Origin of the sequence: Bradyrhizobium sp. SEMIA, assembly GCF_014844175.1 — a bacterium.
Classification (GTDB): Bacteria; Pseudomonadota; Alphaproteobacteria; order Rhizobiales; family Xanthobacteraceae; genus Bradyrhizobium; species Bradyrhizobium arachidis.
Map to the genome: position 1 here is coordinate 2,616,145 of NZ_CP046601.1, position 26,474 is coordinate 2,642,618.

General features: G+C 64.3%; 23 protein-coding genes and 3 pseudogenes. 18 read left to right on the forward strand and 8 right to left on the reverse strand.

Annotated features, from left to right (window positions below; all coding sequences use genetic code 11):
• Window positions 1-136: 136 nt before the first annotated feature.
• Window positions 137-1,215: pseudogene (gene cax / locus FOM02_RS12700) on the forward strand (calcium/proton exchanger); the annotation flags it as partial.
• A 217-nt stretch (window positions 1,216-1,432) separates the two neighbouring features.
• Here the strand turns inward: cax and FOM02_RS12705 are convergent.
• Together FOM02_RS12705 and FOM02_RS12710 are read right to left on the reverse strand one after the other, a co-directional pair.
• Entirely contained in the window at window positions 1,433-1,873 is a 441-nt protein-coding gene (locus tag FOM02_RS12705) for a hypothetical protein (protein WP_027558434.1), read from the reverse strand.
• 131 nt (window positions 1,874-2,004) lie between these two features.
• On the reverse strand, window positions 2,005-2,430 hold the full coding sequence (locus FOM02_RS12710; protein ID WP_231164372.1) for a helix-turn-helix domain-containing protein: 426 nt from the start codon (window positions 2,428-2,430) through the stop codon (window positions 2,005-2,007).
• Window positions 2,431-2,931: 501 nt separating this feature from the next.
• On the opposite strand from FOM02_RS12710, the gene FOM02_RS12715 reads away from it, so the two are divergent.
• The 3 genes from FOM02_RS12715 (at window position 2,932) to FOM02_RS12725 (ending at window position 3,706) form a co-directional block, all read left to right on the forward strand.
• Window positions 2,932-3,102, forward strand: a complete 171-nt coding sequence (locus tag FOM02_RS12715; protein WP_156950872.1) for a hypothetical protein — start codon at window positions 2,932-2,934, stop codon at window positions 3,100-3,102.
• An 18-nt stretch (window positions 3,103-3,120) separates the two neighbouring features.
• The gene (locus FOM02_RS12720) at window positions 3,121-3,375 is read left to right on the forward strand and encodes a hypothetical protein (protein WP_063617168.1); all 255 of its coding nucleotides are present in this window, start codon (window positions 3,121-3,123) and stop codon (window positions 3,373-3,375) included.
• Window positions 3,376-3,508: 133 nt separating this feature from the next.
• Entirely contained in the window at window positions 3,509-3,706 is a 198-nt protein-coding gene (locus FOM02_RS12725; protein ID WP_027558436.1) for a hypothetical protein, read from the forward strand.
• Window positions 3,707-3,791: 85 nt separating this feature from the next.
• Here FOM02_RS12725 and FOM02_RS12730 read toward each other — a convergent pair whose 3' ends face one another.
• Complete coding sequence (locus FOM02_RS12730; RefSeq protein ID WP_027558437.1) at window positions 3,792-4,535, reverse strand: SDR family NAD(P)-dependent oxidoreductase; 744 nt, start codon at window positions 4,533-4,535, stop codon at window positions 3,792-3,794.
• 139 nt (window positions 4,536-4,674) lie between these two features.
• On the opposite strand from FOM02_RS12730, the gene FOM02_RS12735 reads away from it, so the two are divergent.
• From FOM02_RS12735 to FOM02_RS12750, 5 genes and pseudogenes are all read left to right on the forward strand, one after another.
• A complete protein-coding gene (locus FOM02_RS12735; RefSeq protein ID WP_027558438.1) occupies window positions 4,675-5,445 on the forward strand; it encodes a methyltransferase domain-containing protein in 771 nt (256 codons plus the stop codon).
• A gap of 200 nt (window positions 5,446-5,645) precedes the next feature.
• The gene (locus FOM02_RS12740; RefSeq protein ID WP_027558439.1) at window positions 5,646-6,656 is read left to right on the forward strand and encodes a DctP family TRAP transporter solute-binding subunit; all 1,011 of its coding nucleotides are present in this window, start codon (window positions 5,646-5,648) and stop codon (window positions 6,654-6,656) included.
• 259 nt (window positions 6,657-6,915) lie between these two features.
• Window positions 6,916-7,260: pseudogene (locus FOM02_RS46805) on the forward strand (TRAP transporter small permease); the annotation flags it as partial.
• A 240-nt stretch (window positions 7,261-7,500) separates the two neighbouring features.
• Window positions 7,501-8,784, forward strand: a complete 1,284-nt coding sequence (locus FOM02_RS46810) for a TRAP transporter large permease subunit (RefSeq protein WP_027558440.1) — start codon at window positions 7,501-7,503, stop codon at window positions 8,782-8,784.
• Window positions 8,785-9,087: 303 nt separating this feature from the next.
• The gene (locus FOM02_RS12750) at window positions 9,088-11,016 is read left to right on the forward strand and encodes an alkyl/aryl-sulfatase (protein ID WP_027558441.1); all 1,929 of its coding nucleotides are present in this window, start codon (window positions 9,088-9,090) and stop codon (window positions 11,014-11,016) included.
• Between the two features lie 279 nt (window positions 11,017-11,295).
• On the opposite strand, the gene FOM02_RS12755 is transcribed toward FOM02_RS12750, so the two are convergent.
• Window positions 11,296-12,366 (reverse strand): glycosyltransferase family 4 protein, encoded by a 1,071-nt coding sequence (locus FOM02_RS12755; RefSeq protein ID WP_027558442.1) that lies wholly within the window; start codon window positions 12,364-12,366, stop codon window positions 11,296-11,298.
• Between the two features lie 277 nt (window positions 12,367-12,643).
• Between FOM02_RS12755 and FOM02_RS12760 the strand changes: the two genes are divergently transcribed.
• Genes FOM02_RS12760 through FOM02_RS12775 form a run of 4 tightly spaced genes read left to right on the forward strand, consistent with a single transcriptional unit; the run spans window position 12,644 to window position 18,552 of the window.
• Window positions 12,644-14,407, forward strand: coding sequence for an ABC transporter ATP-binding protein (locus FOM02_RS12760; RefSeq protein ID WP_027558443.1), 1,764 nt, complete (start codon window positions 12,644-12,646; stop codon window positions 14,405-14,407).
• 56 nt (window positions 14,408-14,463) lie between these two features.
• Complete coding sequence (locus tag FOM02_RS12765) at window positions 14,464-16,668, forward strand: amylo-alpha-1,6-glucosidase (protein ID WP_027558444.1); 2,205 nt, start codon at window positions 14,464-14,466, stop codon at window positions 16,666-16,668.
• Window positions 16,669-16,687: 19 nt separating this feature from the next.
• Window positions 16,688-17,224 carry a PRC-barrel domain-containing protein gene (locus tag FOM02_RS12770; protein WP_027558445.1) on the forward strand — a complete coding sequence of 179 codons (537 nt, stop codon included), beginning with the start codon at window positions 16,688-16,690 and terminating at the stop codon, window positions 17,222-17,224.
• Between the two features lie 23 nt (window positions 17,225-17,247).
• On the forward strand, window positions 17,248-18,552 hold the full coding sequence (locus FOM02_RS12775) for an MFS transporter (protein ID WP_027558446.1): 1,305 nt from the start codon (window positions 17,248-17,250) through the stop codon (window positions 18,550-18,552).
• A gap of 36 nt (window positions 18,553-18,588) precedes the next feature.
• Here FOM02_RS12775 and FOM02_RS12780 read toward each other — a convergent pair whose 3' ends face one another.
• The 4 genes from FOM02_RS12780 to fixL form a co-directional block, all read right to left on the reverse strand.
• On the reverse strand, window positions 18,589-19,287 hold the full coding sequence (locus FOM02_RS12780; protein WP_027558447.1) for a helix-turn-helix domain-containing protein: 699 nt from the start codon (window positions 19,285-19,287) through the stop codon (window positions 18,589-18,591).
• A gap of 104 nt (window positions 19,288-19,391) precedes the next feature.
• Window positions 19,392-19,814, reverse strand: a complete 423-nt coding sequence (locus FOM02_RS12785) for a response regulator (RefSeq protein ID WP_027558448.1) — start codon at window positions 19,812-19,814, stop codon at window positions 19,392-19,394.
• A gap of 58 nt (window positions 19,815-19,872) precedes the next feature.
• The gene (gene fixJ, locus FOM02_RS12790) at window positions 19,873-20,490 is read right to left on the reverse strand and encodes a response regulator FixJ (protein WP_027558449.1); all 618 of its coding nucleotides are present in this window, start codon (window positions 20,488-20,490) and stop codon (window positions 19,873-19,875) included.
• Between the two features lie 3 nt (window positions 20,491-20,493).
• A complete protein-coding gene (gene fixL, locus FOM02_RS12795; protein ID WP_027558450.1) occupies window positions 20,494-22,011 on the reverse strand; it encodes a sensor protein FixL in 1,518 nt (505 codons plus the stop codon).
• A gap of 204 nt (window positions 22,012-22,215) precedes the next feature.
• On the opposite strand from fixL, the gene FOM02_RS12800 reads away from it, so the two are divergent.
• From FOM02_RS12800 to FOM02_RS12820, 5 genes and pseudogenes are all read left to right on the forward strand, one after another.
• Entirely contained in the window at window positions 22,216-23,049 is an 834-nt protein-coding gene (locus FOM02_RS12800) for a universal stress protein (RefSeq protein WP_027558451.1), read from the forward strand.
• A 25-nt stretch (window positions 23,050-23,074) separates the two neighbouring features.
• Window positions 23,075-23,500 carry an HPP family protein gene (locus FOM02_RS12805; RefSeq protein ID WP_027558452.1) on the forward strand — a complete coding sequence of 142 codons (426 nt, stop codon included), beginning with the start codon at window positions 23,075-23,077 and terminating at the stop codon, window positions 23,498-23,500.
• Window positions 23,501-23,902: 402 nt separating this feature from the next.
• Window positions 23,903-25,552 carry a cytochrome-c oxidase, cbb3-type subunit I gene (gene ccoN, locus FOM02_RS12810; RefSeq protein WP_035730034.1) on the forward strand — a complete coding sequence of 550 codons (1,650 nt, stop codon included), beginning with the start codon at window positions 23,903-23,905 and terminating at the stop codon, window positions 25,550-25,552.
• A gap of 10 nt (window positions 25,553-25,562) precedes the next feature.
• Window positions 25,563-26,296, forward strand: a pseudogene (gene ccoO / locus FOM02_RS12815) (cytochrome-c oxidase, cbb3-type subunit II).
• Window positions 26,297-26,309: 13 nt separating this feature from the next.
• The gene (locus FOM02_RS12820) at window positions 26,310-26,474 is read left to right on the forward strand and encodes a CcoQ/FixQ family Cbb3-type cytochrome c oxidase assembly chaperone (protein ID WP_027558455.1); all 165 of its coding nucleotides are present in this window, start codon (window positions 26,310-26,312) and stop codon (window positions 26,472-26,474) included.

A 26,474-nucleotide genomic window follows, 5' to 3' on the forward strand; every position in this document is an offset into this window, starting at 1 on the left:
ATCCGCTTGTACCACGCGCGGTGCCCGCTTCATGCCGTCCAGCGGCGCGTCTCCCTGGCTACGTTTGAGCCAGATCAACACTCCCCCGTTCGCCCGCCGGACCTTTCCATCAGCATCCATGGAAAGGGCGGCCGATATGCAGACTCTGCTCAGGGAAATCCGGGATACCCCTTTGCTCTCGATGCTGGTGTTCGTGCCGATCGTGCTGGTGGCCGAGGCGGCGGCGCCGCATTCCCACACGCTGCTGTTCGTGCTGGCGGTGCTTGCGATCGTGCCGCTGGCGGCGCTGCTCAGCCATGCCACCGAGGCGGTCGCCGCCAAGACCGGCGATGCCGTGGGCGGACTGCTCAATGCCACGCTCGGCAATCTGACCGAGCTGATCATCGCCATCGCGGCGCTGCGCGCAGGCCAGTACATGCTGGTGAAGGCATCGATTGCGGGTGCGATCGTCACCAATGCTGTGTTCATGCTGGGCGCCTGCCTGCTGCTCGGCGGCCTGCGCTACCACGTGCAGGAGTATAACCGCGCCGGCGCGCGGCTTTCGTCCGGCCTGCTGCTGATGGCGACCGTCGCCCTGCTGGCGCCTTCGGCGGTCGCCGATCTCGAGCACCTGCCGCAGGACGGCGGGATCATCCACAAGCTCAGTGTCGGCATTTCGGTCCTGCTGATCATTGCCTACGGGCTCGGCCTGTTGTTCTCACTCGGGACGCACAAGGAATTGTTCGCAAGCACCGATCACGGCGATGACAAGGAGGCGCACTGGCCGATCGGAGTAGCCGCCGGCACGCTGCTGGTCGTCACCGTGCTGGTCGCGCTGGTCAGCGAAATCTTCGTGGAATCGGTGCAGAAGGCGGCGGAAACCTTCGGGATGAGCCCGGCCTTCGTCGGCTTCATCGTCGTCTCGCTGGTCGGCGCCGCCGCGGAATTTGCCGTGGCCTTCGGCGCGGCGCGCAAGAACCGGCTCGATATGGCTGTCAGCATTGCGCTCGGCAGCGCCTCCCAGATCGCGCTGTTCGTGGCCCCCGCGCTGGTGCTGCTCAGCTACGTCGTCGGGCCGAAGCCGATGGACCTGCAGTTCTGGCCGGGCGCGGTGACCATGGTGATGATCGCAACGGTCACGTCCGCGTTCGTCACCGCGAGCGGACGCTCGGCCTGGTTCGTCGGCGCCTGATGATCCTCATTTACGCGGTGTTCGCGCTGACCCTCTATGTGGTCCGCCGGCGGGCGAGGGATGAAGTGCGCAGGATGGGTAGAGCACCTGCGAGACCCATGACGTTTCAATTTGGACGGCGATCGATGGGTTTCGCTGCGCTCTACCCATCCTACGGGCTAGAGCATTTTCGGTTCTGATTGAATCAGAACCGAAGCTCTAGATTCTTGTTTTGACGCGGTTTCTTCACGCGAACCGGCTTCCACTTCGCTCGAAAACGCTCTAGTAGGCCCAATAGCTGCCGGAGGGCGCGCAATAATCGTCGGCGTAGCCGTAGCTGCCGCCATAACCGTAATACGATGCGGACGGGTAGCTGTAGCCGTAGCTGTAGGCGGGATAGTAGCCACCATAGCCGCCGTAATAGGCGCTCCGCGCGATCGCGCCGCCGACCACGGCGCCGGCGACGCCATAACCGAGGCCGCGATAGCCGTAGCCGCGATAGCCCCAGCCTCCGCGATAACCCCAACCGCGGTAGCCGCCGCCGCGATAGCCGTAGCCGCCGCGCCAGCCGCCGACCCAACGCACTTCGGTCGTGGCCTGATCGACCATCGATTTCATCGCCGACAGATGCGTGGGGATCGGCCCGGCCTGGGCGCCCGTGCCGAGAAGCAAGGTGCTTGCCGCAGCGAGCATGAGGCGACGCAGGAAGTTCGAGGAGGTCATGATCGATCATCTCCTTGGCTATGGGGCGGCGCTTGTGCGCGGCCATCGACAACCATTCCGGAATGGCGGTGCCGTGGCAAGCTTGATCTAGATCAAGCATCCGCCGCCAGGCGCCGCCTGCGCAGGCCTCGTTACGCGGGCGCGTCCAGCGCCTTCAACTCGTCCGCCGCGGTGATGATCGCATTGCGGATTATCAGGAAATACTCCGCATCGATCCGGGAGGCGAGCCAGTCCAACTCTCCCCTGTAGCCGTGTTCATTCTCCTTGCGGACCACGCCTTCCTCGATCAGGGCTTCGAGGCAGCGGCGGACGTTGGAGCGCGGCAATCCCAGATGCCTGGACAGGTCGGAAGCCGTCAAGGGCGGTGCGCCGAGATCGTCGGCGACGCGGATCGCCAGCGCCGTCAGCAGCTCTTCAAACACCGCCCCGAGATGCTTGCGCGCGTAGCCACTGCGCATCGCCACGAAGCAGGCCACGGTCAAGCGGCCGATGATCGCCGATTGCTTGTGACGCTTCGCCAATGCTGGATCTGAATTGTCTGAGGTTTTCCCGGCCATTTTCGCCACTCTCGTTTTTGCTTGCATTTGTGTTTAGCGGGGGCATCTTCGTTTGCAAAACGCGCGGAAAACGCGAAGCAGAAAACGCGGATGTGTCAGCTGGAGTCAAAGCGACCGTGCATAGAAGTCTGCCCTCTGCCGTAGAGTGCCGCGCACTCGCGAGGGCTTTCAAGCGAAAGGCGACCGAAGCAGGTCTGCCCGCCAGGACTGCCACCATCCTGAAGAGCATATCACGCAGCCTCAGCGCACTGGCGAGCCAGCTCGAGATGCTGAGCGACACGGCCGCAACCAAGCCGCCGATGTCGCCTCACGGCCCTTAGCTGTGATCCTTTAGCCATGGCCCTAGGCTGATTTGTCATCAGACAGCGGTTCGCGCCGGGTCGGACGCCTCGCGCGAGGAGGCGCGGGTTCCGTCTTAAGGTTGACTGGTGAGGTTAATATCGTCGTCCATTTGTCGATCCGCATTGGGCTCGTTATCCCTGTCATCCGTCAGGGACCAAAATGCTTGATAGAACCGCCACGCAAGCAGCGCCTGTCAGCGTTCAGCGCCGGCAGACCAGCGACTATCTGGTCGCGCTCGCGTTCTTTGGCGCGGTCGGCAGCGCGATGATCGCCTGGATCGGCGCGATCGCCTGGGTCAGCTGGCGTGTCCTCGCATGGACGTTGTCTTGACACGAGCCTGGGATCACCATGGACGACTTTGAAGGCCTCTCCGATCATTTCATCCTGCGGATGTACGAGTTCATCCGCAACGAGGTGCAAGCCGATGCCTTGGCTGGCACCCGCCTCGTAGGTGTCCCTGCAAAGCAGCGCGCGGACCGCCTGCTTCGCGAGATCGGCCGCCGCGGCCTGGTCTGCAGGCCGATCGACTGGCCGGCCTATCTCGCCGCACCGGACGACCTCCTCGACGCGCGCGCGCAGCTGCGGAAGATCACATCGGTCTGACCGCGCGCTCTGCGGTGCAAGTCCTGCACCGGCCGCATGGTCGCCCCTCGTCGCCTCTTATCGACCCTTGGCGGATTGTCGTCCCATCGCTAGGATCGCCGATATTGATCCTAAGTCATTTTCGGAATTCCAGATGAGCGCTCGCTATTTCGAGTTCACCACGAATGCCAAAGGCATGATCATCCTTCCCGGACTTTCCCCGGACGAGACCTTCGAGCTGGAGCAACTGCTCCATCAGAACGACGATCTTCGCAGCCCGCCTGATCGGGTCAGGCTGGAGGCGCTCTGCGAAAAGCACTGCCGCGCCGCCAAGAGCAGCGTCGCGCCTTAAGTGCGACGGCCGCGATCTTCAGATCGTGACCGACTTCAAGAAGCAACGGGAAGCCGGTCAGCGCAACGAGGCTCGAGCTCCCGCCCTAGAACTGATACCTCCGTAATCCCCCGTCCACCGGGATCACCGTGCCCGTGATGTAGCGCGCCACCGGCGAGGCCAGGAACACCGCGAGGGCTGCGAGATCCTCCGGCTCGCCCCAATAGCCGACCGGGATCTCTTCCTCGGCGAAGCGTTCGCGGTACTCCGGCGGATAGTTGCGGCGGATCTGCTCGCTCATGATGCGGCCGGGCGGGATGCAGTTGATGGTGATGCCGTGCTCGCCGATCTCGCGCGACAGGCCCTTGGCCCAGGCGTGCACGGCGGCCTTCGCCGCGAAGGCGGCGTTGAGGCCTTCCGGCTCGGACTTGCCGGTGATGTTGACGATGCGGCCCCATTTGCGCGCGATCATCTGCGGCAGCAGCGCGTGGGCGATGCGGCGGTAGCTGGTGAAGTTGAGCGCGATCGCCTCGTCCCATTTGCTGTCGGGCGCATCGACGGGGAGGGGGCGGCTGCCGCCGGCATTGTTGATGAGGATGTCGACATGGCCGAGCTCCTTCAGCGCGAACGCCGCGATCTTCTCCGCGGCGTCCTTTTCCATCACATCCTGCTCGAACGGCGTGATCAGCCCGGAGCCGACCTCCTTCACGAGTTCGGCGAGCAGGTCGGTGCGCCGCGCAACACCGACGACGCGCACGCCTTCGGCAGCGAGGCCCTTGGCGATGGCACGGCCGATGCCGATGCTCGCTCCCGTCACGACTGCGGTTTTCGATTTGAGCCCGAGGTCCATAACAACGCCCTCTTGTTTTTTTGCTTGTTGCCGTTCGTTTCCTGCCCGTCCCGCCGGCTTTGCGAATTGCCTGATCAGGACGAGCAGTGGTAACCAAGAGCGACAGCGAAGGAAACATGAAAAAGAAAAGGCGCATGTAATGGTCTGGGATCCGCAGCAATATCTGAAATTCTCTGGCCACCGCTTGCGGCCCGCCGTCGACCTGTTGATGCGAATTCCCGATGTTGGCCCGCGCACGGTCGCCGATCTCGGTGCCGGTGCCGGCAACGTCACAAAACTGATCAGGGAGCGTTGGCCGGATGCGGTCGTGACCGGCGTCGAGGGTTCGGCCGAGATGGTCGCGGCCGGCCGCAAGGCGGCGCCTGATGTGGAATGGTCACATGAGGACCTCGGCCAGTGGCGTCCGGCGAAACAGTATGATTTGATCTATTCCAATGCCGCACTGCACTGGCTGCCCAATCATGCGGCACTCTTCCCATCGGTGATGGAGAAGGTGAAGCCCGGCGGCATGCTCGCCGTGCAGATGCCGCGCAACTTTTTGGCGCCGTCGCATGTGCTGATCGGCGAGACCGCGCTCAACGGACCCTGGCGATCCAAGGTCGAGCATCTCGTCACGCCGCCGCCGGTGGAGGGGCCGGCCTTCTATCATGATCTCCTTGCTTCGAAGTCAGCCAATATCGACATCTGGGAGACCGAGTATCTCCAGGTGCTCGAAGGCGAGAACCCCGTGAAGGAATGGACCAAGGGGACCTGGCTGACGCGCTATCTCGACGTCCTGCAGGGCGAGGAGAAGGCGGCGTTCGAAGCGGCCTACGGGGAGCGGGTCGCGAAGGCGTACCCGAAGAATGCCGCAGGACAGACGCTGTTTCCGTTCCGCCGTCTGTTCATGGTCGCCCAGCGCAAAGGCTGATGGCATTGCCGCAATGCGACATAAGCGCTCGCTCCATTGGCGTGGAGCGGGTGCCGGGTTGCACATGCGGCACTCGTCAAGATAGCTTGCCTGCGGCAAATTGGGCTTAGGTCTAGTTGGCAGGGTGGCGGATTGCTGCCACTACTGGGGACGCAAAACAAAAAAGACCCTGTTCTCTGGGGTTATTGGGGAGGTCCTTCATGCGCAAACTGCTTCCTGCGGTCGCAGCGGCGACGCTTGCTTTCGCGACGTTCCTCGTGGTCCCCGCCTTCGCCCAGAGCCCCATCATCATCAAGTTCAGCCACGTCGTCGCCAATGACACCCCGAAGGGGAAGGGCGCGCTGAAGTTCAAGGAACTCGCCGAGAAATACACCGACGGCAAGGTCAAGATCGAGGTCTATCCGAACTCCTCGCTCTACAAGGACAAGGAGGAGATCGAGGCGCTCCAACTCGGCTCGGTGCAGATGCTGGCGCCCTCGACCGCGAAATTCGCCCCGCTCGGCATCAAGGAATTCGAGGCGCTCGATCTGCCCTGGCTGTTCAAGGACGATGCGACCTATTCCAGCGCGATGAAAGGCACGGTCGGCAAATGGCTGTTCCAGAAGCTGGAAGCCAAGGGCATCACCGGGCTCGCTTATTGGGACAATGGCTTCCACATGGTGTCGTCGAACCGTCCGCTGATGAAGCCGGAGGACTTCAAGGGCCTGAAGTTCCGCATCTCCGGCTCGAAGATCGCCGACCAGTATTTCCGTCTGCTCGGGTCGATCCCGCAGATCATGGCGTTTTCCGAAGTCTACCAGGCGCTGCAGACCGGCGTGGTCGACGGCTGCGAGAACACCGCGTCCAACTATCTGACGCAGAAGTTCTACGAGGTGCAGAAGGACATCACCGTGTCCTATCACGCGCATCTGCAATATGCCGTCATCGTCAATTCGAAATTCTGGTCCGGCCTGCCGCCCGACATCCGGGCCCAGCTCGAGAAGGCGATGAACGAAGCGACCGACTACACCAATCTGATCGCGCATCAGGAGAACGAGGATGCGCTCGCCGAGATCAAGAAGACCGGCAAGACCACGCTGCATTATCTCAGCGACGCCGACCGCAAGGCATGGCAGGAGGCGATGCAGCCGACTTATAAATGGGCCAAGGGCCGGGTCGGGCAGGAAGTGCTCGATCTCGTTGCCAAGGAACTCGACGTCAAGATGAACTGACGCGTTTCCTGAAGAACAATACCAACGGTCGGGAGTGCAAGCACTTCCGGCCGTTTCGTATCGATAGGGGGATCTTGATTTGCTTCGCGTGCTCAATTCGGCGCTCAACCATCTCGAAGAATGGTTGATCGCGACGCTCATTGCGGCTGCAACCGGCCTGATCTTCATTGCTGTTGTGCACCGTTACGGCGCCGGCGAATCGATCGCCCTTTCCAGATGGGCGGCCGCGCACGGGATGAGCTGGCTGGCATCGCTGTCGATGGCGGTGTTCACCTTCCTGTCCGAGCTCGATTTGTCCTGGGCGCAAGAGCTCTGCATCTACATGTTCATCTGGATGGCGAAGTTCGGCGCGGCCTATGGCGTGCGCACCGGCATCCATGTCGGCGTCGACCTGCTGGTCAACCGCCTGCCGGAGCATTCGCGCAAGCACGTGATCCTGTTCGCGCTGCTCTGCGGCGCGCTGTTCACCGGCATGATCGCCGCCTTCGGCGCCTCGTTCGTGCGCGAGATGTTCCACACCGGCCAGCAGTCCAACGATCTGGAAGCGCCGATGTGGTTCGTCTATCTGGCGATCCCGCTCGGCTCGGGCTTGATGTGCTTCCGCTTCCTCCAGGTCTCGTGGATCTACTATTGGACCGGCGAGCTGCCGCATCACGACGAGAGTCATGTCGAGGGCGTCGAGGCCGACGCCTCGCCGGCGCTGCATCCGCAACCCGCCGGTGCCGCAACCCGGGCCGCCGCGCGAAAAGTCTCGCCGCTCGGCGTCATCCTGATCATGGCGCCGGTCCTGATCTTCATGATGTGCCTTGCCGAAAAGTTCGGCGTGGTGGTGCTGCCGCACTGGATGCGTGCCGCGACCGTGTTCGCGCTGCTGATCGCGCTGATGCTGACCGGCATCCCGGTCTCGATCGCGCTCGGCCTCACCGTGATGACGTTCCTGTTCACTCTGACCACGGTGCCGATCGAGGCGGTCTCGATGAAGCTCTTCACGGGCATCGAGGGCTTCGAGATCATGGCGATCCCGTTCTTCATCCTCGCCGGCAATTTCCTCACCCATGGCGGCGTCGCGCGCCGCATGATCAATTTCGCGACCTCGTTGATCGGTCACTGGTATGGCGGCCTCGGCCTCGCCGGCATCGTCGCCTGCGCTATGTTCGCGCTGGTCTGCGGCTCGAGCGTCGCGACGGTGGCCGCGATCGGCGCCATCGTGCTGCCCGAGATGGTCCGGCACGGCTATCCGATGCGCTTCGGCGCCGGCATCATCACGGTCGCCGGCTCGCTCGGCATCCTGATGCTGCCGTCGATCCCGAAGATCGTCTACGCGGTCTCGACCAACACCTCGATCGGCGCGCTGTTCGTTGCAGGCCTGCTCCCCGGCATCCTGCTGACGACCATGCTCTGCATCGTCACCTGGTGGCTCGCCCGCAATCGCGACTATCCGCGGCTGCCGAAAGCGACCTGGGGCGAAACCGTCCGCACTTTCCGCGAGAGCATCTGGGGATTGATGCTGGTCGTCATCATCATCGGCGGCATCTATAGCGGCCTGTTCACCGCCACCGAGGCGGCCGCGATGGCCGCGGTCTACTCCTTCGTCATCGCGGTGTTCGTCTACAAGGCGATCAAGATGGTGGATGTGCCGCGGGTGCTGCTGCGCGCCGCCAACACCAGCGCGATGCTGCTCTACATCGTCACCAACGCGGTGCTGTTCTCCTTCGTGCTCTCCAACGAGAACCTGCCGGCGACGCTCGCCGACTGGATCGCGGCGCAGAATCTCGGCTGGGTCGGCTTCCTGCTGGTGGTCAACATCCTCTTGCTGCTCGCCGGCAACTTCATGGAGCCGAACTCGATCATCCTGATCATGGCCCCGATCCTGGCGCCGGCAGCCAAGAAGCTCGGCATCGACCTCGTCCATTTCGGCATCGTCATGGACGTCAACATGGAGGTCGGCCTCTGCCATCCGCCTGTCGGCCTGAACCTCTACGTCGCATCCATGATAGCGCGAATGCGCATCACCGATCTTGCGGTCGCGGTGATGCCGTGGCTGATCACCATGCTCGGCTTCCTCGTCATCGTGACCTATTGGCCGGATTTGACGCTGTGGCTGCCAAGGGTGCTGGGGATGCACTAGCGTTGCCGCATGGACGGTGCACCCTCTCCCCTTGCGGGAGAGGGTGGCTCGCCGCATAGCGGCGAGACGGGTGACGGGCTATCCATCCTCACGAGCACTGTTGTGAGCGGAGAGAGATCCCTCATCCGGCGCCATAGCCGAAGCGTCGCTTCGGCGTCCTCTTAAGAACGGCGGCCATGGGCCGCCTATGCCACCTTCTCCCGCAAGGGGAGAAGGGAAGGGCACCTGTGCTGTCTCGGTCAGCGATGGCAATCATCCGCGAGATGCGGTTAGATGCCGCGCATCAGGCCGGGAGGACGCAAGATGACTGAACTCAGCAGCGAGCCGAAGGACGCAACGCCGTCCGTCATCGCGCAGCATGAGAGCATGCTCAACGCGCTGCCGTTTTCCGACACACGGGATTTCGACGATGCAGCGCGCGGCTTTCTCGGCACGATCGACAACGCGAAGGTGACAAATCCGCAAGGGCGCACGGTCTGGAGCCTCGAGCCTTACGGCTTCCTGTCTGCCGAGCAGGCGCCGCCGACGGTCAATCCCAGCCTGTGGCGGCAGTCGCGGCTCAACATGCAGCATGGGCTGTTCGAGGTCGTGCCCGGCGTCTACCAGGTGCGCGGGCTCGACATCGCCAACATGACGCTGATCGAGGGCGATCGCGGCGTCATCGTGGTGGACACGCTGACCTCAATCGAAGGCGCGCGTGCCGCGCTCGACCTCTATTTTGCGCATCGCGGCACGAGGCCGGTTGCGGCCGTGATCTTCACCCATACCCACACCGACCATTGGGGCGGCGCGCGCGGCGTGCTGCAGGAAGATGCTCTCGCGACCGGGCGTGTGCCGATCATCGCGCCGAACCTGTTCATGGAGCACGCCGTCTCCGAGAACATCATCGCGGGCCCCGCGATGCTGCGCCGGGCGCAGTACCAATTCGGGCCGTTCCTGGCCAAGGGGGCACGAGGCCAGGTCGATTGCGGCCTCGGCAAGTCGATGGCGGCGGGCGCGGTCGCGCTGCTGCGTCCGACCGATCTGATCATGGCGACCGGAGACAGGCGCGTCATCGACGGCGTCGAGTTCGAATTCCAGATGGCGCCGAACAGCGAAGCGCCGGCGGAGATGCACTTCTTCATCCCGCGCTACAAGCTGTTGAACCTCGCCGAGAACTGCACCCACAATTTTCACAATCTCTTGCCGTTCCGCGGCGCCGACGTGCGCGACGCGCTGGCCTGGTCGAAATACCTGAATGAGGCCTTGCAGCTGTGGGACGGCAAGGCGGAGGCGATGTGCGGTCAGCATCACTGGCCGGTGTGGGGACGCGAGCGCATCGGCACCATGATCCGGCAGCAGCGCGATCTCTACAAGTTCGCGCATGACCAGACCATCCGCCTGATGAACCACGGCCTCACGGCGACGGAGATCGCCGAGACGATCCAGTTGCCAAAGAGCCTCGAAGGCGCCTGGCACGGCCGCGGCTATTACGGCCATATCAGGCACAATGTGAAGGCGATCTACCAAAAGTATCTCGGCTGGTATGACGCCAACCCAGTCAATCTCGATCCGCTGCCGCCGGTGGAATCAGGCAAGAAGTATGTCGAGTACATGGGCGGCGCCGACGCGATCCTGACGCGGGCGCGTGCGGATTTCGACAAGGGTGAATTCCGCTTCGTCGCGCAGGCGCTCGGCCATCTCGTCTTCGCCGAGCCGGACAATCAGGTGGCGCGCGCGCTGCTGGCGGACACGCTGGAGCAGCTCGGCTATGCCGCCGAGAGCGCGACGTGGCGCAACGCCTATCTGTTCGGCGCGCAGGAATTGCGCCAGGGCATGCCGAAGGCCCTGCCGCGTCCGCCGATGCCGCGCGAGACGCTGGCCGCGCTGCGCACCGGGCAGCTCTGGGACGTGCTCGGCATCCGCCTCAACGGTCCGAAGGCGGAAGGAAAGCGCATCGTGCTGAACTGGAGCTTTTCGGATACCGGCGAGACCTTCGTGCTCAATCTGGAGAATTGCGCGCTGACCTATACCGAGGGCGTGCAGGCCGAAGGCGCCGATGCCAGCTTCACGTTGGCGCGCGCGACGCTCGATGAGGTCATTGCGAAGCGGACGAGCTTTCCGGAAGCGGTGGCGGCCGGCAAGATCAAGCTGTCGGGCAACCCGATGAAGCTCGCCGAGCTGATGGGCCTGATGGATGAGTTTCCGCGGATGTTCGAGATCGTGGAGCCGAAGCGGACGGTGGTGGTGTAGGGCGCGTTGAACGCGCGGCACACACAACTCTCGTCCCGGGGCGCGCGCAGCGCGAACCCGGGACCCATAACCACAGGGAGGAATTTTGTACGAGACCGGTCACTCCGAGTCGTCGCCAAACAACGCCCTGTGGTTATGGGTCCCTGTGTCTTGGAAGTCTGTCAGGATGGGTTGGGCGGGAAGCCGTTGGACAGAAAGCCGTACCTGAAAGCCAACCCAACATAACAGTTGCCGGATCGGCGCTTCGCTTGTCCGGGACGACACCGTTTGTGGAGCCGCTTACTCCGCGCTGCTCACCAGCTTGATCCGCGGTGCTTGCTCCTCGGTCAGGCTGCGATAGGCCGCGAGATAGTCGAGCGCCATCCGCCGCGCGGTGAAGCGCGACTCAAACTGCTTGCGGATCGCGGAGCGATTCAGGCTCGGAAGACGGTTGACCACACCGGCCGCGCTGAGGATGTCCTCGACCACGAAGCCGGTGAGGCCCTCGTCGATGATCTCCGGCACGGAGCCGCGATTGAAGGCGACGACCGGCGTCCCGCAGGCCATGGCCTCGATCATGACGAGGCCGAACGGCTCCGGCCAGTCGATCGGCAGCAGAAGTCCGAGCGCGCCGCTGAGGAAGTCCGACTTCTCGTGGTCGCTGATCTCGCCGATGAACTCCACCAGCGGATTGTTCACGATCATCGGCTTGATCAGCTCGTCATAATAGTCCTGGTCGGCGCGATCGACCTTGGCCGCGATCTTCAGCGGGATGCCGCAATGGGTCGCGATCTTGATGGCGCGGTCGACGCCCTTCTCCGGAGCGATGCGGCCGAGCACGGCGAGATATTCCTGCTTGGCCGGCTTCGGCGTCAGCAGATTCTCGGGCAGGCCGTGATGGATCGTCGTCACCCAGTTCGCCTGCGGCACCGGCCGCCGCTGCGCGTTCGAGATCGAGATCACGGGCATCTTGGAGAAGGTGTCGAACACCGGCTGATGCTCCGGCAGGTCGAGCCGGCCGTGCAGCGTGGTCACAAACGGTGTCGGCTGCCGGTAGAACAGCGACCAGGGATAATAGTCGAGATGAAAGTGGAGGAAGTCGAACTCCTCGTCGTCACATTTCTGCCGCACCCGCTCCAGCAGCACCATGTGCAACGCGTTGGGATCGCGCACGGAACCGTCGAGGCGCAGCGCTCGCGGCCATAGGGCATCCAGCTTCGCCGACGTCTTCGAGTCGCCGCTGGCGAACAGTGTGACGTCGTGTCCAAGGGCAACCAGCTCTTCCGTCAACCAATGCACCACCCGCTCGGTGCCGCCATACAGCTTGGGTGGAACAGCCTCCGTCAACGGAGCTACCTGCGCGATGCGCATCTCACCTTCTCCTCTGCGATCATGAATATTGAAAACCCCCAGCGCGTACGGCACCGGCAATGCCAGCTAAGGGAACGTTCCCGCAGTTGCGAAGTTCCTCTCAACAAACGTTACTTATTGGACACATCTCGCACCTGTCTCGATGCTGCCATCTCGTCTTCGCAGATCGTCCGCATCCGCATGTCGTGATCAGCCTGCCCGGGAACCGAGGCGAGCTGGTCGATGTTCTGTCGGTCAGCCACAAAACTGGAAATCATCACACGGGGTCGAGTGCCATATGGATCAGCTTTCTGGATACGCGCGCAGGCCATTTGCCTTTGTCTTGCGCTATCTTCGGCGTCGTCTCGCGTCGCATCTCGTGATCCTGACTGCTGTCGTCGCAGCCGTTGCCTGCTCCGTGGGCACGCAGTACGGCGTCAAATCTCTCGTCGACAGTCTGTCGTCGGGAACATCGCATGGTGGTAGCGTATGGCTGGCATTCATTTTGCTCATGTCGCTGATCGCTGCCGACAACTTCCTGTGGCGGATCGCGAGCTGGACCGCGAGCTTCACCTTCGTTCGTGTCACGGGCGATTTGCGCCGTGACATATTTCGTCACCTGACGGGACACGCGCCGAGCTATTTCTCCGACCGCATGCCAGGCATGCTGACGAGCCGCATCACGGCGACCTCGAATGCGGTGTTCACCGTCGAGAACATGTTCGTCTGGAATGTGCTGCCGCCATGCATTGCCACAGTTGCGGCAATCATGCTGATCGGAACCGTCAGTCCTTATATGGCGCTCGGCCTGATCGTGATCGCCGGCGGGATGGTGATCGCGATGTTCCATCTGGCCGCGGCGGGCAAGCCCCTGCATGACGATTTCGCCGACAAGGCGGCCGTGGTCGACGGCGAGATGATTGACGTCATCAGCAATATGCCGCTGGTCCGCGCCTTCTGCGGCATCAGCCACGAGCACGAGCGGTTCGACGCTACCGTCAACCGCGAGCTTACCGCGCGCGGCCGCAGCCTGCGCTATCTGGAGAAGCTGCGGCTCACCCATGCCGGTGTGACAGTCGTCCTGACCGTTGCGCTGATGGCCTGGGCGATCACGCTCTGGCAGCAGGGTGAGGCGACCACCGGCGACGTCGTGCTGGTCTGCACCCTCGGCCTGTCCATCCTCAACGCCACGCGCGATCTCGCGGTGGCGCTGGTCGACGTCACCCAGCATGTCGCACGGCTGACCGAGGCCATCGCGACCCTCCTGGTGCCGCATGAGCTACGCGATCACCCCGAGGCGGAGCCGCTGGTGAAGAGCGGCGCGGCGATTGCGTTCAACAACGTCACCTTCGGCTATCCCGGCGGCGAGAAGATCTTCGAGCGGTTCAGCCTGCGGCTGCAGCCCGGCCAGCGCGTCGGCCTGGTCGGCCAGTCCGGCGGCGGCAAGTCGACCCTGTTCACGCTGCTTCAGCGCTTCTACGACGTCGACGAGGGCAGCATCACCGTCGACGGCCAGGACGTCTCGATGGTGACCCAGCTCAGCCTGCGCGAGGCGATCTCGGTCGTGCCGCAGGATATCTCGCTGTTCCACCGTTCCATCCGCGAGAACATCCGCTACGGCCGCCCCAACGCGACGGACGACGAGGTGCTGCGCGCGGCCATTGCCGCCCGCTGCGATTTCGTGGAAACTCTGCCTGAGGGGCTCGACACCATGGTCGGCGACCGCGGTGTGAAGATGTCCGGCGGCCAGCGCCAACGCATCGCGATCGCACGCGCCTTCCTGAAGGATGCGCCGATCCTGCTGCTGGACGAGGCGACGGCGGCGCTGGACAGCGAGTCGGAGGAAGCGATCCGCGAGGCGCTGTCGCGCCTGATGCGCGGCCGCACCGTGATCGCGATCGCGCATCGGCTCGCGACGCTGCGCAATTTCGACCGTGTGATCGTGCTGAGGAATGGCAAGATCATCGAGGACGGCGCGCCCGACCGCCTGATGCAGGGTCACGGTCCGTACCGTGAGCTGGTGACGCAGGAAATGAGCCGGCTCGCGAAGTTCGCCGCGTAAACCCAACAGTTGCGTCTGCGTTGGTTGCGTTTCGAAACAAGGCAGGGGAGCAGCTCATGGCAGCCGAAGTCGTCACCAAATTCGTCTCTGTGACGCGGACCGTGGAGCAGGTCGCGGAGCAGCCGTTCTACATCCCGATGACGGGGCCGTCGGCGCGGCCGCGGCGTTCGCTCAAGCACGACGACACCTTCATCGTGCTCGACAGCCACGGCGACATCGGCGCCTCGGCCGGCGGGCCGGACGGCCTGTTCCACCATGACACGCGCTACCTGGCGCGGCTGGAACTCGTGCTCAACGACCTCCAGCCGCTGCTGCTCGGCTCCAACTTACGCGACGACAATTCGGCGCTGACGGTCGATCTCACCAATCCCGACATCTACCGCGAGGGCGCCCTCGTGCTGCAGAAGGATCTGCTGCACATCGTGCGCACGATCTTCCTGTGGCACGGCTCGGCCTATCAACGCATCGGCGTGCAGAACCATGGCGAGCGGCCGGCGAGCTTCGAGCTGACGCTGCTGTTCGACAACGATTTTGCCGACCTGTTCGAGGTCCGCGGCGAACAGCGGCCGCGCCGGGGCACCGGCACGAGCAAGCTGCTCGGGCCGACCGACGTGCTGTTCGACTATCGCGGCCTCGACGATGCCGAGCGCACGACCGGTTTGCATTTCGACCCGCGTCCGACACGGCTGTCGGTGAACGCCGCGACCTGGCAGGTCGAGCTCGATCCGCATCAATCGAAATCGCTGTTCGTCGCCGTGTCCTGCAACCGGCCGGTCACGGAAAAGCCCGCGCGTTTCTTCAGGGGCTTGCTCGCCCATCGCCGCGAGATGCGGCAGTCGACGATGGGCGCGGCCAGCATCGAAACCTCGAACAACATCTTCAACGAGGTGCTGTGCCAGGCCATGGCCGACCTCAACATGCTGATGACGGAGACGCCGCAGGGGCGTTATCCCTATGCCGGCATTCCCTGGTATTCGACGACCTTCGGTCGCGACGGGCTGATCACCGCGCTGCAGATGCTGTGGGTCGACCCGCGCGTCGCCAAGGGCGTCCTCAGGCGGCTCGCCCATTTCCAGGCCAAGACGGTCGATCCGCTTGCCGACGCGGCGCCCGGAAAGATCCTGCACGAGATGCGCGGCGGCGAGATGGCGGCGCTGCGCGAGGTGCCGTTCTCGCAATATTACGGCAGCGTCGATTCCACCGCCTTGTTCATCCTGCTCGCCGGCAGCTATTTCGAGCGCACCGGCGATGCAGCGACGCTGATCGAGCTGTGGCCGGCGATCGAGGCGGGCCTCGCCTGGATCGACGGTCCGGGCGATCCCGATCAGGACGGCTTCGTCGAATACCAGCGCGCGACGGAAAAGGGACTGGCCAACCAGGGCTGGAAGGATTCCTACGACGCGATCTTCCACGCCGACGGCCAGCTCGCGGAAGGCAATATCGCGCTCGCCGAAGTCCAGGGCTACGTCTACGCGGCCAAGCAGCTTGCCGCGCGTTGCGCGCTGCGGCTCGGCAAGCCGGACCGAGTGCGCAAGCTTGAGGCCGAAGCCAACGCGCTGGCCGAGCGCTTCGAAAAGGCGTTCTGGTGCGAGGAGCTCGGCACCTATGCGCTCGCGCTCGACGGCAAGAAGCGGCCGTGCAAGGTGCGCACCTCGAATGCCGGGCAGGTGCTGTTCAGCGGCATGATCCGCGAGGATCGCGCGCGCCTCGTCGCCGCCGATCTGATGCGGCCGCACTTCTTCTCCGGCTGGGGCATCCGCACCGTCGCGCAAGGCGAGGTGCGCTACAACCCGATGTCCTATCATGACGGCTCGGTCTGGCCGCACGACAACGCGCTGATCGCGCTCGGGCTCGCGCGCTACGGCCTCAAGCATTCGGTCGCGCATGTCTTCAAGGGCCTGTTCGACGCTGCGACCTACATGGATCTGCGCCGGCTGCCCGAGCTGTTCTGTGGCTTCCGGCGCGAGAAGCGGCGCGGCCCGACGCTCTATCCGGTCGCCTGTGCGCCGCAGGCCTGGGCCAGCGCGACGCCGTTCACGCTGCTGGAGGCGGCGCTCGGCATCGAGTTCGATGTGGCGCGCGGCGAGATCCGCCTGCGCAATCCGCATCTGCCGGCATTCCTGAACGAGGTGATCCTGCGCGATCTGCGCCTCGGCGAGTCCAGCGTCGATCTGCGCGTCAGCCGCCACGGCGACGACGTCGCGCTGGAGGTGTTGCGCACGCGCGGCCAGATCCAGGTCTCGATCGTGCTGGCGCGCTGATCGCGCGCAAGGAGGGTCCATGCGTGCTGTCCGATGGCTGGTCTTGAGCGTGGCGATCGTCGCCGGCCTGACGGTCGCAATGTCGCGTGCCGCGGAGGAGCCGCCTGCGGCGGCCCCAACCTCGCCGCCAAGTGAAGCCAATGCGCCGGCGGCTGCGCAGCCGCCGGCCTCGACGGTGCCGGTGACGCCGAAGGATGCCGCGCCGCCGCCCTCGGTGACCATCATCGGCGCGAGCGATGCGCATGGCGTGCTCGGCCGCGACGTGCGCAGCGCCGCCGACGAGGGCATGGGCCGCATCGTCGACATCATCGTCGACCGCACCGGCCATGTGCGCGCCGCCGTGATCGATTTTGGCGGCTTCCTGGGCGTCGGCAGCCGCAAGATCGTGGTGGACTGGAACGCGCTTCATTTCGGCAAGATCACCAACAAGAAGGACAGCATCACGCTGGAGCTGACCAAGGCTCAGGTCGCTGCCGCGCCGGAATACAAGGAAGACACGCCGATGGTCGTGCTCGGCGCGTCCGGCAGTCTTCAACCGCTGCAAGCCATCCAGTGAGACGCGGGGAGGGCTGACTGCCTGTGCTGTTGTCGAGGAAGCCGAACCATGCGGATCGCGGCGGCCACGTTGAACAGAACAACGCCGCAGCGCTGCGGCTTGCGCCCATTCCGGCGCCGTCGCGCCAGAGCCTGCGCGGTCTCGACTGGTTCATCTTCTTCCTTGCCGACGTGCAGACCGGGTTCGGTCCCTTCATCGCGGTGTACCTGACGACGCAGAAATGGACCCAGGTCGAGATCGGCCTCGTGCTCTCGATCGGCGGCATCGTCGCCCTGATCGGGCAGATGCCGGGCGGCGCCATCATCGATGCCGCGAAATCCGAGCGGCTGGTCGCGGCCCTTGCGATCGTGACCATCGGCTTCTGCGCGCTCGCTTATGCGGCGATGCCGATCTTCCCCGTGGTGGTGACGGCGGCGACACTGCATGCGGCGGCGAGCTGCGTGCTGGGACCTGCAATCGCGGCGATCAGCCTCGGCCTCGTCGGGCCACTCGCGATCGGCGAGCGGCTCGGGCGCAATGCGCGCTTCGCCTCGCTCGGTAACGGCGTCGCGGCCGCCGTGATGGGCACCGCCGGTTATCTGTTGTCGAGCCGCTCGGTGTTCCTGGTCACTTTCTTGCTGGCGATCCCGACCCTGATCGCGCTGTCGCGGATCCGGGAGGAGGAGGTCGACATCGCGCGCTGCCACGGCGAGATGCCGCGCGAGGCGCCGGTGCCGGGCGACACCAATATCTGGCACCTGATCAGGCAGCGGCCGCTGATCGTGTTTGCGCTGAGCGTGCTGCTGTTACAGCTCGCGAACGCCTCGATGATGCCGCTGATGGCGAGCGCAGTGACGGCCAGGTCGAGCCAGTGGGCAACGGTGCTCGTTGCCTTTTGCATCGTCGTGCCCCAGGCGATCGTGGCGCTGCTGTCGCCGACGGTCGGGCGCAAGGCGCAACTCTGGGGCCGCCGGCCGCTGCTGCTGATCGGGTTCGGCGCGCTGACGATCCGCGGTCTGTTGTTCGCCACGGTGCGTGATCCCTATCTGCTGGTCGCGGTGCAGGTGTTCGACGGCATCACGGCGGCGGTGTTCGCGGTGATGATTCCGCTGATCGTGGCCGACGTCGCCTTCGGCAGCGGACACTTCAATCTGGCACAGGGAATCGTCGGCACCGCGACCGGCATCGGCGCGTCGCTGAGCACTGCGCTGGGCGGCTATGTCAGCGACAAGTTCGGCAACGCCACCGCGTTCATCGGGCTGTCCGGCATCGCCGCGACGGGGCTGTTGCTGATCCTGCTGGTGATGCCGGAGACCCGGCGGCTTGCGCCAAAAGAAATGGCCGGCTGAACGACATCAGCCGGCCAAGTCAGTGGGGAGGAAAAGTCAGGCGTCGAGATTGTGCAGGCGCGCCCTGTTGCGCAGCACGATCTGGCGGGCGCCGGAGAAACCGAGAATGCCTTGGGCGTGGAGCTGGGACAGCGCGCGCGACACGGTCTCAAGGGTGAGGCCAAGATAGTCGCCGATATCGCGGCGGCACATGGGCAGCGCCATCATGCCGGCGACCGCGAGGCGGCGGTCCATTTCGAGCAGGAAGGTCGCGACACGCTCCATCGCGGTCTTGCGGCCGAGCAGCAGCATGTGGTCTTCGGCGTGGCGGAGCTCGCCGGCGGTCATGGCCCAGAGCTTGCGGGCGACCTGCACGTCCGTGCCGGCGGCCTTCTCCAGGCTGGCGCGCTTCACGAGGCGGACATTGGTGTCGATGATGGCTTCGGCGGCGAGACGGTGGGTCGGGCCGGATTCGAGGCCGAACACGTCGCCGGGAAGATGGAAGGCACCGATCTGGCGGCGGCCGTCGGAGAGAAGCTTGTAGCTGCGCACGGCGCCCGACACGACCTGGTAGACATATTCGGACGGCTCGTCCTCACCGTAGATCTCTTCGTCCTTGCGGTAGGAGAACTCGGTGGCGACGAGGCCGACATGGCCGGTGATCGCGCCGAACTGGTCGGAGACAGGATGGGCAGGGGCAATCTTGCCACGAAGTTGCGTGTTGATCGCCTGGGTGTCGAGCGTCTGGGTCAGCATCTGCGCCATCTCCGTTGTGATGGAGCATTGCTACGCGGGTTTGCGCAATCCGGAAATTTCGCGCGTTATCTTAAGGAGGTTTACCTACGTAGAATCCCGTAAGGTCAATTCCGGCGCCGTTCCTGGATCGCACCACGGATGCGCTTGACCAGGTTTTCGTCGAGAAGCGGCTTCAAGATCACGTCCTTGACGCCCGCGGCGGCCGCGCGGGCCGAGATATTTCCGTCGGGATAGCCGGTGATGAGTATGACCGGCGTGCCTTCGTCGAACTGGCGGAGGCGGCCGGCGAGCTCGATGCCGTTGATGTCCGGCATCTTGTAGTCGATCACGTAGCAGTCGGCGCCGGGCTCGCTGGCGGCATTCAGCAGCGCCGTGGCGTTCCTGAAGGTCCGCACGTCGAAGCCGTCGGTTTCGAGCAGGAATCGCAGCGATCCCAGCACGGCGGCATCGTCGTCGACGACATAGACGACGGGTTTTGCCGAGGGCGCCATGGGAAGCCGCTGGGGGTGCGAGCCGATCTCGATCATCGCGTCTGGCTAGCACAGCCTGAGCCGCGCAGATTGACTTGCCTCAATCCGGTTTGCCTCAATCCTTCAGCATGCCGGCGCGCATCGCCAGCCGGACCAGTTCCGACAGGCTGCCCGCCTGCATCTTGGTCATGACATTGGCGCGGTAGACCTCGATGGTGCGCGGGCTGATGTCGTATTCCCTGGCGATCAGCTTGTTGGAGAGGCCGGCGATCAGGCCCTCCATGACCTGGCGCTCCCTGGGGCTGAGGGAAGCGACGCGGGCGGCGATGTCCTGCGCGATCGTCTCGTTCTTGGCCGCCGGCTCGGCCTGGCGGATCGCAGTCTCGATCATCGTGGTGAGGCGATCGTCCTCGAAGGGTTTTTCGAGAAAGTCGACGGCTCCGAGCTTCATCGCCTCGACCGCGAGCGGCACGTCGCCATGGCCGGTCATGATCAGGATCGGGAACGGGCTGGCCTGCGCCTTCATCCGCTTGAGAAGCTCGATGCCGTCGAGGCCCGGCATGCGCACGTCGGACACGACGCAGCCGAAGGCAAGGCCGGGCAGGGCGTCGAGGAAGCTCTGCGCGTCCTCGAACAGCGTTACGCCGAAGCCGGAGGAGTCCAGCAGGAAGTTCAGCGAGTCCCGCATCGCGGCGTCATCGTCGATGACGTAGACATGTCCCTTGGTCGTCATAGCTCAGGTCTCGTCGGCTGCCGGCAGGGTGAAGCGGAATGTCGCGCCGCTCGATGCGTTGCTCTCGGCCCACATGCGCCCGCCGTGAGCCTCGATGATCGAGCGGCTGATGGACAGTCCGACGCCCATGCCGGTGTCTTTGGTGGTGAAGAAGGTCTGGAACAGGTTTGGAATGACGTCGTCCTGGAAGCCGGAGCCGGTGTCGGAGACTTCCACTTCGATCATGTCGTCGGCGACGCGCTTGTTGGCGACGACGAGCTCGCGCCGCCCGGATTGCGCCATCGCCTCCAGCGCATTGCGGAACAGATTGACCAGCACCTGCTGGATCTGCACGCGGTCGGCGAGGACGAGATCGGCATCGGGATCGAGGCTGAAGCGGAGCTGCACGTTCTGCTCGCGCGCGCCGGCGAGCCCGAGCGCGCCGGCCTCCTCGATCAGCTTGGACAGGCTCTCGACCCGCTTCTCGGACTCGCCGCGGGAGACGAAGTCGCGCAGGCGGCGGATGATCTGGCCGGCACGCAAGGCCTGCTCCGAGGCGCGGTCCAGCGCGCTCTCGATCTTCGGCGTGTTGGGATCCGTGCTGCCGGCGAGCAGCCGCCGCGATCCCTTCATGTAATTGCTGATCGCCGCCAGCGGCTGGTTGATCTCGTGCGCGAGGGCGGAGGCCATCTCGCCCATCGCGGTGAGCCGCGAGACGTGGACGAGCTCGGACTGCAACTCCTGCAGCCGCGCCTGGGTCTTCTGGTGCTCGGTGAGGTCGCGGACGAAGCCGGTGAAATAGGGCTCGCCGCCGGACTGCATCTCGCCGATCGACAGATGCATCGGGAACGTCGTGCCGTCGCGGCGCTTGCCGGTGACGATGCGGCCGATGCCGATGATGTGCGGATCATTGGTCGAGCGATAGCGCGCGATGTAGCTGTCGTGACGGGTGCGGTCCGGCTCCGGCATCAGGATGCTGACGTTCTGGCCGATCGCCTCCTGCTCCGACCAGCCGAACAGGCGCTCCGCGGCCGTGCTGAACAGCTGCATGATGCCGTGGCCATCGATCACGATCATGGCGTCGGGAATGGTGTGCAGGATGGAGCGGAGGTGATTCTCGCGCGTGCGCAGGGCTTCCTCGACCTGCTTCTCCTCGTCGATGTCGAGCAGGATGCCGCTGAGATGGCGGGCGACGCCGGCATCGTCGCGGATCAGGCCGGCGCGGGCCCTGAGCCATTTGCCGCGGTCGGCATTGCCGGAAATTTTGAAGGAGACGTCGAAGCCGCCGCCATGCTCGATGACCTGCCTGATCGCGTCCTCGACGCGGGCGCGGTCCTCGGGCTCGAGGCGGGAGAGCAAGAGGTCGTAGCTGGCCGGCTGGCCGCGCCCGATACCGAGCAGCATCCGCGCGGTTTCGGACCACTCCAGCTCCCGCGTCGTGAGGTCGAGATCCCAGGTGCCGACGCCGAACCCCTCGATCCGGACCCGGAAATGCTCGCCCCGACTGTCGTCTGACGGATGCGTTACGCGGGTCGGCGACAATCGATGGCTCCCATTCTGGCGCGGCGGACTATGCCGCGAACATGGCCGCAATTTCGCCCATGGGCGGGCGAGAGGCAAGTTCGGATGTCTGATTCCATTGGCGGATTTGCCGCAAGCCGGTGCCCGGCGGTTTGATCTACCTCATCATGCCGCGCGCTGGCGCGGCTAGATTCCGCGGCAGTTCCTTCTGTGCGGAGACACCCCATGACATACGCGACCGTGATGGTCAGCCTGGCGCTCGATCAGTCCAACGAGGCGCGTCTTCAGGTCGCGGGCGAGCTCGCCGAGCGATTCGAGGCGGCCATCATCGGCGTCGCCGCGGGGCAGTATGCGCCGCCGCTCTATTTCACCGACGGCGCTGAGGCCCAGAGCCTGATCGATCAGGAGCAAGCCTCCATCAGGAAGCGCCTTGCCGATCTGGAAGCCCAGTTCCGCAGCGCCACGAAAGCGCGCGGCGGCCGGGCGGAGTGGCGCAGCGCCCTGGATTTTCCGGCGCGATTCGTGCTGGCGCAGGCGCGCTGCGCCGACATCATCGTCAGCGGCGGGTACGGCCCGGCCTTCCCCGACGCGTTCGCGCTAGCTAGCCCCAAGGATCTGGTGATGCAGGCCGGCCGCCCGCTCCTCGTCGTCCCCGACAAGGTCAACTGGCTCGATCTGCGCAGCGTGCTGGTGGCCTGGAAGGACACGCCGGAGTCGCGCCGTGCAGTGGCCAACGCGCTGCCGATGCTGCGCAAGGCGAGTGACGTCACCGTTGTCGAGATTCCGGAGCGCGACGACGACCGCTCGGCGGTGATGGCCGGCGTCACCGATGTCGCCGCTTGGCTCGCCCGTCACGGCATCACCGCGAGCGCGCGCATCACAGAGGCGGTGCGGAACGATTCTGCTGCCGCGCAATTGGAGCAGGTCGCCGGCGATGTCGGCGCCGGCCTGATCGTCGCGGGCGCCTATGGTCATTCGCGCTTTCGCGAGCTGATCCTCGGCGGCGTCACCGAGCACCTGGTCACGCAGTCGGTGCGCTGCGTGCTGCTGTCGCACTGACTGAACCATTCGAGGAGGACGCGCCGTGTACAAGTTTCTCGAGGAGACAGCCAGTGGCTACATGACGCGCAAGGTCAAGACGGTGCGGCGCGACCAGGACCTGCTCGCGCTCAGCGAAATGTTCGAGACCGATGACTTCAACTCCTATCCGGTCGAGGACGACGGGCAGGTGGTCGGCATCGTCACCAAGTTCGACATCCTGAAATGCTTTGCGTTCACTCCGAACCAGATGCTGCCGCGCTATCACGACCTGATGAGCCGGAGGATCGGCGACGTCATGACACCGGAGTTCATCTATGTCAGCCCCGACACGCGGCTGACGCGCGTGCTCCAGATCATGGTCGAACACCGCATCCGCAGCATCATCGTGCTCGACGGCGCGCAGAAGCTCGCCGGAATCATCGCCCGCGAGGATGTCATCGCCGCGCTGAAGGCGACGGCGAGGGAGTGAGTCCTTCCGCGAAGCACCGGATGAGGGGTATCTATCCGCGATCACAGATATCGTAGGGTGGGCAAAGCGAAGCGTGCCCACCATCCTGTCGCGTGTTCGACAAATCGTGGGCACGGCGCAAGTGCGCCTTTGCCCACCCTACGATACTGGATTCGCGGAGCCAGACTCCTCACCCAAGTGAGTCTACCGCACCGTGATCGCTGCCTCTCCCGAATCCGCCGCAAAGGCTTCGACGGACATGAAAGGAGAGGGCACTTCAACCGGCGGCTCCGCAGAAATACGGGAGCTCCCAAAAATGTTTGCCACCTACGACGAACCAAAACGCCCGTCTTGATTTCAATCAATTCCCCGCGAGGGTGAATGTGGTTTCTGGCTCCGTGTTCTTTCGAAAGAGAATCCGCGATGAGCCAGCCCTCCATCTCAAAATCCATGACATCAGGTGAAAGCGGACTGGCTGTCGCGTTCGCAGTCACCGCCTTCCTCTGCGTGATCGCCTCGGCCAAGGCGCTCGATGCGCCCTTCGCTTTTCATGCCGCGCTGAGCGCGGCGGCGAGCCTCGCCGCGGTGTTCGTGATCATCAACCGCTACTTCGATCGCCCGGCGGAGCTGCCGCCGGCGGAGATCAACGGGCGCCCCAACTACAACATGGGCCCGATCAAGTTCACCGCCGTCATGGCGATGTTCTGGGGCATCGCGGGCTTCCTCGTCGGTCTCATCATCGCCTCGCAGCTGGCCTGGCCGGCGCTGAATTTCGACCTGCCCTGGACCAGCTTCGGCCGCCTGCGGCCGCTGCACACCTCGGCGGTCATTTTCGCCTTCGGCGGCAACGTGCTGATCGGCACGTCGTTCTACGTCGTGCAGAAGTCCTGCCGCGCGCGCCTTGCCGGCGATCTCGCGCCCTGGTTCGTCGTGCTCGGCTACAACTATTTCATCCTGGTCGCCGGCACCGGCTATCTGCTCGGCGTCACCCAGTCGAAGGAATATGCCGAGCCGGAATGGTATGCCGATCTCTGGCTGACCATCGTCTGGGTGGTCTACCTGCTGGTGTTCCTTGTCACCATCATCAAGCGCAAGGAGCCGCACATCTTCGTCGCGAACTGGTTCTATCTCGCCTTCATCGTGACGATCGCCGTGCTGCATCTCGGCAACAATCCGGCCCTTCCGGTCTCTGTGTTCGGCTCGAAGTCGTACGTTGCGTGGGGCGGCATCCAGGATGCGATGTTCCAGTGGTGGTACGGCCATAACGCGGTTGGCTTCTTCCTGACCGCCGGCTTCCTCGCCATCATGTACTACTTCATTCCCAAGCGCGCCGAGCGGCCGATCTATTCCTATCGGCTCTCGATCATCCACTTCTGGGCGCTGATCTTCCTCTACATCTGGGCCGGTCCCCACCATCTGCACTACACGGCGCTGCCCGACTGGACGCAGACGCTCGGCATGACCTTCTCGATCATGCTGTGGATGCCGTCCTGGGGCGGCATGATCAACGGCCTGATGACCCTGTCGGGCGCCTGGGACAAGCTGCGCACCGATCCCGTGCTGCGCATGCTGGTCGTCTCCGTCGCCTTCTACGGCATGTCGACCTTCGAAGGCCCGATGATGTCGATCAAGGTGGTGAACTCGCTCAGCCACTACACCGACTGGACCATCGGCCATGTGCATTCCGGCGCGCTCGGCTGGGTCGGCTTCGTCTCCTTCGGCGCGCTCTATTGCCTGGTGCCATGGGCCTGGAATCGCAAGGGCCTCTACAGCCTCAAGCTCGTCAACTGGCACTTCTGGATCGCGACCCTCGGCATCGTTCTCTACATCTCGGCGATGTGGGTCTCCGGCATCCTCCAGGGCCTGATGTGGCGCGCCTACACCTCGCTCGGCTTCCTCGAATATTCCTTCATCGAGACCGTCGAGGCGATGCATCCCTTCTACATCATCCGCGCTGCCGGCGGCGGGCTGTTCCTGATCGGAGCGCTGATCATGGCCTACAATCTCTGGATGACCGTTCGCGCAGGCGAGCAGCAAGTCCAGATGCCCGTCGCGCTCCAGCCGGCGGAATGAGGAGCCTTCCATGTCGTTCTGGACACGCCACCAAATCTTCGAAAAGAACTCGATCGTCCTGATCGTCGGCATTTTGCTGGTGATCGCGATCGGCGGGCTCGTCGAGATCACGCCGCTGTTCTACCTCAAGAGCACGATCGAGGCGGTCGACGGCGTCAGGCCGTACACGCCGCTGGAGCTCGCGGGCCGCAACGTCTATGTCCGCGAGGGCTGCTATCTCTGCCATTCGCAGATGATCCGTCCCTTGCGCGACGAGGTCGAGCGCTACGGCCACTTTTCGCTCGCCGCCGAAAGCATGTACGATCATCCGTTCCAGTGGGGCTCGAAGCGCACGGGTCCCGATCTTGCCGCGTCGGCGCCAAATATTCCGACGACTGGCACGTCACCCATCTGGCCAATCCGCGCGCGATCGTGCCGCAGTCGGTGATGCCGGGCTATCCCTTCCTCAGTCAGACCGAAGTCGACCCTGATACGATCGCCGACCACATGAAGACGCTCAAGGCCGTCGGCACGCCCTACACCGACGACCAGATCGCGAACGCTGGCGCCGACCTGAAGGCGCAGGCCGATCCTGACAATGCCGGCACCGACGCCTTCACCAAGCGCTACGCCAAGGCCGCGGTGCGCAATTTCGACGGCAAGGCGGGCACGCCGACCGAGATGGACGCGCTGATCGCTTACTTGCAGATGCTCGGCACGCTGGTCGACTTCAAGCTCTACAACGAGAAAGCCAATCTTCGCTGAGAAGGCATCACCGATGAAAGCCATCCTGACACTCGACAATCTCGCGTCTGGTCTCGTCACGACGATCTGGACGCCGGTGTTCGTCGCGATCTTTCTCGCGATCATCGCCTACGCATTCTGGCCCCGCAACAAGGCCGCGTTCGACGAAGCGGCACGCCTGCCGTTGCGGGAGGAGTAA

Bases quoted from the DNA above. Each gene is read 5' to 3' on its own strand.
- FOM02_RS12760 (WP_027558443.1), top strand. From the start codon at position 12,644: ATGGATCAGCTTTCTGGATACGCGCGCAGGCCATTTGCCTTTGTCTTG.
- FOM02_RS12725 (WP_027558436.1), top strand. From the start codon at position 3,509: ATGAGCGCTCGCTATTTCGAGTTCACCACGAATGCCAAAGGCATGATC.
- FOM02_RS12765 (WP_027558444.1), top strand. From the start codon at position 14,464: ATGGCAGCCGAAGTCGTCACCAAATTCGTCTCTGTGACGCGGACCGTG.
- FOM02_RS12710 (WP_231164372.1), bottom strand. From the start codon at position 2,430: ATGGCCGGGAAAACCTCAGACAATTCAGATCCAGCATTGGCGAAGCGT.
- FOM02_RS12720 (WP_063617168.1), top strand. From the start codon at position 3,121: ATGGACGACTTTGAAGGCCTCTCCGATCATTTCATCCTGCGGATGTAC.
- FOM02_RS12750 (WP_027558441.1), top strand. From the start codon at position 9,088: ATGACTGAACTCAGCAGCGAGCCGAAGGACGCAACGCCGTCCGTCATC.
- FOM02_RS12705 (WP_027558434.1), bottom strand. From the start codon at position 1,873: ATGACCTCCTCGAACTTCCTGCGTCGCCTCATGCTCGCTGCGGCAAGC.
- ccoN (WP_035730034.1), top strand. From the start codon at position 23,903: ATGAGCCAGCCCTCCATCTCAAAATCCATGACATCAGGTGAAAGCGGA.
- FOM02_RS12820 (WP_027558455.1), top strand. From the start codon at position 26,310: ATGAAAGCCATCCTGACACTCGACAATCTCGCGTCTGGTCTCGTCACG.
- FOM02_RS12780 (WP_027558447.1), bottom strand. From the start codon at position 19,287: ATGCTGACCCAGACGCTCGACACCCAGGCGATCAACACGCAACTTCGT.
- FOM02_RS12740 (WP_027558439.1), top strand. From the start codon at position 5,646: ATGCGCAAACTGCTTCCTGCGGTCGCAGCGGCGACGCTTGCTTTCGCG.
- FOM02_RS12770 (WP_027558445.1), top strand. From the start codon at position 16,688: ATGCGTGCTGTCCGATGGCTGGTCTTGAGCGTGGCGATCGTCGCCGGC.
- FOM02_RS12800 (WP_027558451.1), top strand. From the start codon at position 22,216: ATGACATACGCGACCGTGATGGTCAGCCTGGCGCTCGATCAGTCCAAC.
- FOM02_RS46810 (WP_027558440.1), top strand. From the start codon at position 7,501: ATGCGTGCCGCGACCGTGTTCGCGCTGCTGATCGCGCTGATGCTGACC.
- FOM02_RS12730 (WP_027558437.1), bottom strand. From the start codon at position 4,535: ATGGACCTCGGGCTCAAATCGAAAACCGCAGTCGTGACGGGAGCGAGC.
- FOM02_RS12755 (WP_027558442.1), bottom strand. From the start codon at position 12,366: ATGCGCATCGCGCAGGTAGCTCCGTTGACGGAGGCTGTTCCACCCAAG.
- FOM02_RS12735 (WP_027558438.1), top strand. From the start codon at position 4,675: ATGGTCTGGGATCCGCAGCAATATCTGAAATTCTCTGGCCACCGCTTG.
- fixJ (WP_027558449.1), bottom strand. From the start codon at position 20,490: ATGACGACCAAGGGACATGTCTACGTCATCGACGATGACGCCGCGATG.
- FOM02_RS12715 (WP_156950872.1), top strand. From the start codon at position 2,932: ATGCTTGATAGAACCGCCACGCAAGCAGCGCCTGTCAGCGTTCAGCGC.
- FOM02_RS12785 (WP_027558448.1), bottom strand. From the start codon at position 19,814: ATGATCGAGATCGGCTCGCACCCCCAGCGGCTTCCCATGGCGCCCTCG.